7 protein-coding genes are annotated in these 6,378 nt (G+C 65.9%); 3 read left to right on the top strand and 4 right to left on the bottom strand.

Going from position 1 to position 6,378, the window contains the following annotated elements; all coding sequences use genetic code 11:
* The 4 genes from NTX40_04305 to NTX40_04290 all read right to left on the bottom strand — a co-directional run.
* On the bottom strand, nucleotides 1–411 hold a 411-nt coding region (locus NTX40_04305; GenBank protein MCX5648306.1), incomplete at its 3' end, for an isocitrate/isopropylmalate family dehydrogenase.
* Between the two features lie 94 nt (nucleotides 412–505).
* The gene (locus NTX40_04300) at nucleotides 506–1,261 is read right to left on the bottom strand and encodes an HAD family hydrolase (protein MCX5648305.1); all 756 of its coding nucleotides are present in this window, start codon (nucleotides 1,259–1,261) and stop codon (nucleotides 506–508) included.
* Between the two features lie 189 nt (nucleotides 1,262–1,450).
* Complete coding sequence (locus NTX40_04295; GenBank protein ID MCX5648304.1) at nucleotides 1,451–2,287, bottom strand: DUF1571 domain-containing protein; 837 nt, start codon at nucleotides 2,285–2,287, stop codon at nucleotides 1,451–1,453.
* Nucleotides 2,288–2,297: 10 nt separating this feature from the next.
* Nucleotides 2,298–2,954: a methyltransferase domain-containing protein gene (locus NTX40_04290; protein MCX5648303.1), complete on the bottom strand. Its 657-nt coding sequence runs from the start codon at nucleotides 2,952–2,954 to the stop codon at nucleotides 2,298–2,300.
* A 215-nt stretch (nucleotides 2,955–3,169) separates the two neighbouring features.
* Between NTX40_04290 and NTX40_04285 the strand changes: the two genes are divergently transcribed.
* The 3 genes from NTX40_04285 to infC form a co-directional block, all read left to right on the top strand.
* Nucleotides 3,170–3,826: a LysE family transporter gene (locus tag NTX40_04285; GenBank protein MCX5648302.1), complete on the top strand. Its 657-nt coding sequence runs from the start codon at nucleotides 3,170–3,172 to the stop codon at nucleotides 3,824–3,826.
* A gap of 229 nt (nucleotides 3,827–4,055) precedes the next feature.
* A complete protein-coding gene (gene thrS, locus NTX40_04280; GenBank protein MCX5648301.1) occupies nucleotides 4,056–6,056 on the top strand; it encodes a threonine--tRNA ligase in 2,001 nt (666 codons plus the stop codon).
* A gap of 41 nt (nucleotides 6,057–6,097) precedes the next feature.
* Nucleotides 6,098–6,378: translation initiation factor IF-3 (gene infC / locus NTX40_04275; GenBank protein MCX5648300.1), on the top strand; the 281-nt coding region annotated here is incomplete at its 3' end.

The raw sequence follows: 6,378 nt of genomic DNA, 5'->3' as shown, positions 1-6,378 counted from the left end.
GCGGGTGGCGTTCGTCCCCCTCGCAAACTCCACGCCCGCGTACAGGTCCTCCGTGTTCTCCCGGACGACCACCAGGTCGACGTCCGTGTACCGGCTGCGGACGCCCGGATAGGACTTGCACGGCCGGAGACACGCGTACAGAAGGAACGTCTGGCGGAGGTGGACGTTGACGCTGCGGAAGCCCCCGCCGACGGGCGTCGTGATGGGCGCCTTCAGGGCGACCCGCGTCCGCCGGATGCTTGCCATCAGCGACTCGGGCAGGGGGCTCCCGTACTTCTCGAGGCAATCGACGCCGGCCTCCTGCTCGTCCCAGCGGATGGAAACGCCGGTGGCGTCAAGGCAGGCGCGTGCGGCGTCGGCGAGTTCCGGCCCGACCCCGTCGCCCAAGATCAACGTCACGTCGTGTGCCATGTGGTCTAACTCCCTTCGCCCCGAGAACGCGGCCGAAAAACACCCTCTCGATGGAAAGGTTGCCTCCGCGTCAGAAACGCTGATACTAGGAAGGTTAGCCAGACCTGTCAAGAGTTTGGGCCTGCTCGGGCAGGAGGGCCGGAAGGGCCCTGAGCGAGGGGATGATCGCGTCGGCGCCGCACGCTTCGGCCCCCTCCGGGACCGCCCCCCGCGTGATCAGGACCGTCCGCATCCCTACGGCGCGAGCGCCGGCAATGTCCTCGGCCGGTGTATCGCCGACGAAAAGTGCATGCTCCGCACGGACGCCCAGCCGGCGAAGCGCCTCGCGGAAGATGGCGGGATGCGGCTTGCGGTACCCGACGCCGGAACTAAACAAACAAACCTCCAGCAGCGGCGCCAGGGCAAACTTCTCGACCTGCCTTTCCCAAAGGTAATGGGGCGTGCCCCAGGGCGTGTTCGACACGAGGCCCATCCGATATCCCCGGACCCGGAGGACCTCGAGCGTCGGCAGGCTGTCCTCGTAGATTCGCCCGGTGGCCATGATGGGCCTGGCACACGCCTCGGCAATCGCAGGGAGGGTGCGTCCGCTGACGGCCCGGACGACTCGCCGAAGTCCCATCGCCACCCGGTGGGCCATGGGTTGGTCCGGCCGGAGCGCCCCCCGTGCCGCGTGGGCCATCTCGGGCGAAGGGATGGAGGCGGCAGGCGGCGCCAGTTCTTCCGCCGGACGCACCAGGAACCCGTAAATGCCGTCCACGCACCGGCCGAGCGCCGACGGCCAACTAGGCAAGTCATACTCCGCCAGCGTCCTGCCGAAGTCAAACAGGATGGCCTCGATGCCCGTGAACACGTTGCGTTTTCTCCGATGTGCCCGTGCGCCCCCCACTTGCATTTGCGAGGTGGGTTCGCCGCCCGCCTTGGCGGGCGTCCCGGCGCGCCGGGACCAGCACCCCGCCCCGAAAGGGGTCCAACCTGGACAGGGACAAGCGGGGCGGCGAACCCGCCGCGCACACACTTTACAAAACTTATGTCGGACCGCTCAAAACACCCGGTAACCATATTCCCGGTTTTCGGGGTTGAAATCCTCGTCCGTCAGACCCGGATTCAGATTGAGGTCCGCGTAGCGGTAATCGCTGAGGAGCCGGCCGTCCCACAGGTACGCCTCGGTCCGGATCGGCAACAGATACTCGCAGTCGATGAAGATGAAAAGTTGGTGGCAGGGGTAGCCCTTGCCGTCGGGGAGGATGCGGTTCAAGACGTAGGCCGGTCGGCCTGCCTCCTCGCGGACGCCCCGGTACTCGAGCACGAGGTCGCCTTTGGCCTGGGCCGCCTTGCACTGGCCCACGACGAGGCGCAACATGTTTCCAAGGCCCGCAAAGGTGATGGGTCGACGGCTATGGCGCATCGCCTGTTTTCCTTCGGGGTCGAGGCTCATTTTGCGGAAAATCAGGCCGAGAAGACCGCTCGGGTGGACCACCGCTTTCTCGTCGTATCGGCCCTTAACGAAGATAACCTCCTGGCCGTTCGACGGCTCCGACCATTTCAAATAGACGCTGAAGGGTTTCTCGCGGAACTTCAGAAAGGTCGTTTCGGTCTTGGCGAGCGTCTCGTCGATGCGCTCTTGCTTTGTGAACGTGCAGGTGTAGTCGGTGACGGTCCGCTCGTACCATCGGATGCTCTCCTCGAGCAGTGCCAGGCTGTCGCGCCGTGCGAGCGCGTCCATCTCTTTCGGCGGTTTGGGATAGACGGCGCGCTCCGCCCCGGGGGAGCGTTTCGGCTTGGGCGATTCCTCGCCGACCAAGGCGCCCGCGAACGACAGAATGATCACCCCTGCCGCCACCAGCGCCCCCTGCGCCGAAAATCGAAGTGCCGTCATGCGTCGGCTTTCATGCGGCGCCGGCCGCCGGTCGTTCCGGCACTTGGCCGCGCGTCAGGAGGATTGGGAACGGCGAATAGATGCGTTTCTGGCTGACCCGGACAAAGCCCGCCCCCCGCAGAAGCCGCTCCATCTCGTGCGACTCCCGGTGATGCACCTGGCCTCCCTCGACGTGCGTGATCACCAGGTCGTAGATGATCCGTCCGATCCAGTGGTCCGGCCAGCCGTCGATCACGATCAGGCGACCTCCCGGCTGAAGCACCCGGTACATTTCGCGGATCACGGCCTCCTGGTGCGGATAGTGGTGGAAGGAGTTTGCACACGTGACGACGCAGAAGGACCGGTCGGCAAAGGGCAGATGCTCGCTGTCGCCGACCGCCAAGCGGACCGTGGCCGCGCTGCCGTTCAGTTTGCGCTTCGCCTGGTGGAGCATCGGCTCGCAGAAGTCCAGGCCGATCGTTTCCCACCCGCGTCCGGCGAGGCGCGTCGCCAGTTCCGCCGTCCCGCACCCGATGTCAAGCAACCGAGCGGGCTTGGCCTCCTTCAACTCGCCGATCGCCAGGTCGTGCGACGGCTCGAAGAGGTAGTGGTTGAGCCAGTGGCTGTCGTAGGTGGACGCCCAGTTGCAGAACTCGGCGTGCGCCTTGCGTTTGACCTCGTGCTTCACGTGTGCTGGCCCTCGCGTCCGGAGCCGGCTCGACGCCGGCGGACGTCTCCCCTCGTTCTATCGGCCACCCGCGAGGCCATTCTACATCGCTTCCCATAAAAAGCCAAGCCCCTTGTGACTTTTATGACCGGCTCCCAAGCGCACGGGGGCTCCCTGAAGGATTGGCCCCATGTTGGCCGAGAGTATAGAATGACTCGACTCCTGGCGGAGGTCCTATGGTTCTGGAACTGGCCGGCCTGGCCTGGGCAAGTTTCGTCCTGGCGCTGTCCGGGGCACTGATGCCCGGCCCGGTTCTCGCCGTGACCGTGGCGGGCACCGGGCGCCGAGGCTTCTGGTTCGGGCCGGGCGTCGTCCTCGGTCACGCGATCCTGGAGATCCCCGTCGTGGCCCTGCTGGCGATCGGACTGTCGGCCGTGTTCCAGAACCCGTCGGTCCTGGCGGTGATCGGTGCCGTCGGCACGGTGGCCCTTACGTGGATGGGCATTGGTCTTGTGCGACAGGCCCTTCGGCCGAGGGTCGAGGCCGCCGGGGCAGGGCTGCACGGCCACGGATCCATCGCCTCGGGGCTCCTGACGAGCGCCCTGAACCCCTACTGGTACGTCTGGTGGGTGACGCAGCCGACGTTGCTCCTCGCGGGGGCCGTCCGCCTGGGTTGGCTGGGTGTGGCGGTGTTCTTCGTCGGGCACATCGCGGCCGATCTGGGATGGTACAGCCTCGTCGCGTTCGGGGTGGCGAGCGGCCGACGGCTCCTGGAGGGCCGGTGGTACAAGGTCCTGGTCCTTGTGTGTGCGGTCGTTCTGTTCGTCATGGCAGGGGTGTTTCTCGCGCTGGCGGTCGAGAAGACGCGCGCGGTCCTGGCGGCGACGAGTTGACGCGGGCCGTGGGCGACGGGCGCAGGACGGTTGGCACCCCAAAGGCGGAGCAGTTTGGCCTTGACAGGGGCGGCGAGGGCGAGTATCTAATCGCACAATCCCTTGCCTGGAACCTTTGACGCAGGGATGGTGCCTATAGTGGAGGATACGAGGCCGGTCGGGGCGTCGGGGTCTGAAATCCTGGATTTCAAATCTCCGATGGCCTGACAGGGCCGGCCAAGTGCGCGAGATGCCGACGGTCAAACTTCCTGATGGAAGCAACCTGGAAGTGGCCGAAGGGACGACTGTCGCCGAGGTAGCCAACCGAATCGGTTCACGCCTGGCCCAAGCCGCCGTCGCTGCCAGGCTGAGCGGCAAGTTGGTGGATCTGGGGACGCGGCTGGATGCAGACGCCGCCTACGACCTCGAGATCCTGACCGACAAAAGCGACCAAGCCCTTTCGATTCTGCGCCACTCGACCGCTCATGTCATGGCGGCCGCCGTGCGCCGATTGTACGGCCTGGCGGTGCGCTTCGGCATCGGTCCGTCCATTGAGGACGGGTTCTATTACGATTTCGACCTTGCGGAACGGATCGCGGACGAAGACCTGGCGAAGATCGAAACCGAAATGGCCAAGATCATCGCCGAGCGCACGCCGTTCCAGCGCGAAACCGTAGCCGGCGGCGAGGCGCGACGCCGGATGGAGGCCGACGGCCAATGGTGCAAGGTCGAACTGCTGAATGACATCGCGTCGAATCCGCTCCGCGGAGGCGAGCAACTCGCCGACGCCGAAGCCAAACCCGAGACCGCCGAAACCGTCACCCTCTACCGCACGGGCGACTTCGTGGACCTTTGCCGCGGGCCCCATATCCCCGACGCGGGGCGCATCCCGGCGTTCAAACTCCTCAGCGTTGCCGGCAGTTACTGGCGAGGCGACTCAACGCGCCCGATGCTCCAGCGGATTTACGGCACCGCCTTCTTCTCGAAGAAGGCCCTCCAGGAGCACCTCGCGCGGCTCGAGGAAGCGAAGCGGCGCGATCACCGCCGGCTCGGAAAGGAACTCGACCTCTTCAGTTTCCACGAAGAAGGGCCGGGCTTCGCTTTTCTGCATCCGAACGGCGTCGTCGTGATGAACGCCATCCTGGACTTCTGGCGCGAGGTCCATCGCGAGGCGGGCTACGTCGAGGTCCGCACGCCGATCATCTTGAGCGAGGCCCTCTGGCACCGCAGCGGACACTGGGACAATTACCGCGAGGCTATGTACTTCACGCGGGTGGACGATGAACCGTTCGCCGTCAAACCGATGAACTGCCCGGGCGGACTCCTGATTTACCTCGACCGGCCCCATTCGTACCGCGAGTTCCCGATGCGCGTGGCCGAGTTGGGCCTCGTGCACCGGCACGAGAAGAGCGGCGTGCTGCACGGCCTGATGCGCGTCCGCCAGTTCACACAGGACGACGCCCACGTCTTCTGTCTGCCCGAGCAACTGAAGGACGAGGTCGTCCGCATCATTGATCTTGTGGACCTCGTGTACCGGACGTTCGGCTTCGAGGATGTGCGGGTGGAACTCTCGACGCGGCCGGAGCACTCCATCGGCACCGACGCGATGTGGAAACACGCGACGGGGGCCCTGCGGGAGGCGCTCGAGGCGCGCGGCCTCAAGTACAAGGTGAACGAAGGGGAGGGGGCCTTCTACGCACCGAAGATCGATTACCACATCCGCGACTGCCTCGGGCGGTCGTGGCAGTGCGGAACGATCCAGGTGGACCTCGCCATGCCCGAACGGTTCGACCTCGCGTACGTCGGGTCCGACAACCGCGAGCACCGGCCGGCGATGATCCACCGCGCGATTCTCGGCAGCATCGAGCGGTTCCTGGGCATCCTGATCGAGCACTACGGGGGCGATTTTCCGCTCTGGCTCGCGCCGCTCCAGGCTGTCATCCTGCCGGTCAGCGAGCGGTTTGACGCCTACGCCGGCCAGGTGCTCGAGCGCCTCCGCCAAGCCGGTTTCCGGGCCGAGGCCGACCTCTCGAGCGACAAGGTGGGGGCGAAGATCCGGTCGGCCATCGGCCGGCGGATCCCCTACATGCTGGTCGTGGGTGAGAAGGAGGCGACCGCCGAAACCGTCGCCGTCCGCGACAAGGCGCTGGGCGATCTCGGCGGCGAGACGGTCGAAGCGTTCATCGGGCGGGCACAAACCGAAATCCGCGAGCGCCGGCTGAGGCCGACGGCCCCGAGGGGCTCAAGATAGACCGCACGCAAGGAACCCGGTCCTAGAATAAGGAGAACGGCTTGAAGGACTTCAGGCAGCGGATCAACGAGCAAATCCGAATTTCGCCGCTGCGGGTTATTGGTGAAAATGGCGAACAGTTAGGTGTCCTGGAACGGGACGAGGCCATACGCCAGGCATCGGAGGCGGGCCTGGACCTCGTGGAGGTCGCGCCGGAGGCGCGGCCGCCCGTGTGCCGGATCATGGACTACGGCAAGTTCAAGTACCGTCAGGCCAAGCGGACGGCCAAGGGCAAGCACCACGAAGTCCACATGAAGGAGATCCGGATCCGCCCGAAGACCGA

Source organism: Planctomycetota bacterium (assembly GCA_026387035.1).
Taxonomy (GTDB): domain Bacteria; phylum Planctomycetota; class Phycisphaerae; order FEN-1346; family FEN-1346; genus JAPLMM01.
The sequence above is the reverse complement of the archived record's forward strand: the minus strand, read 5'-3'. Positions and strand labels throughout refer to the sequence as shown.

Excerpts from the sequence above, each read along its gene's own strand:
- NTX40_04295 (MCX5648304.1), bottom strand. The coding sequence starts at position 2,287 with ATGACGGCACTTCGATTTTCGGCGCAGGGGGCGCTGGTGGCGGCAGGG.
- NTX40_04285 (MCX5648302.1), top strand. The coding sequence starts at position 3,170 with ATGGTTCTGGAACTGGCCGGCCTGGCCTGGGCAAGTTTCGTCCTGGCG.
- thrS (MCX5648301.1), top strand. The coding sequence starts at position 4,056 with ATGCCGACGGTCAAACTTCCTGATGGAAGCAACCTGGAAGTGGCCGAA.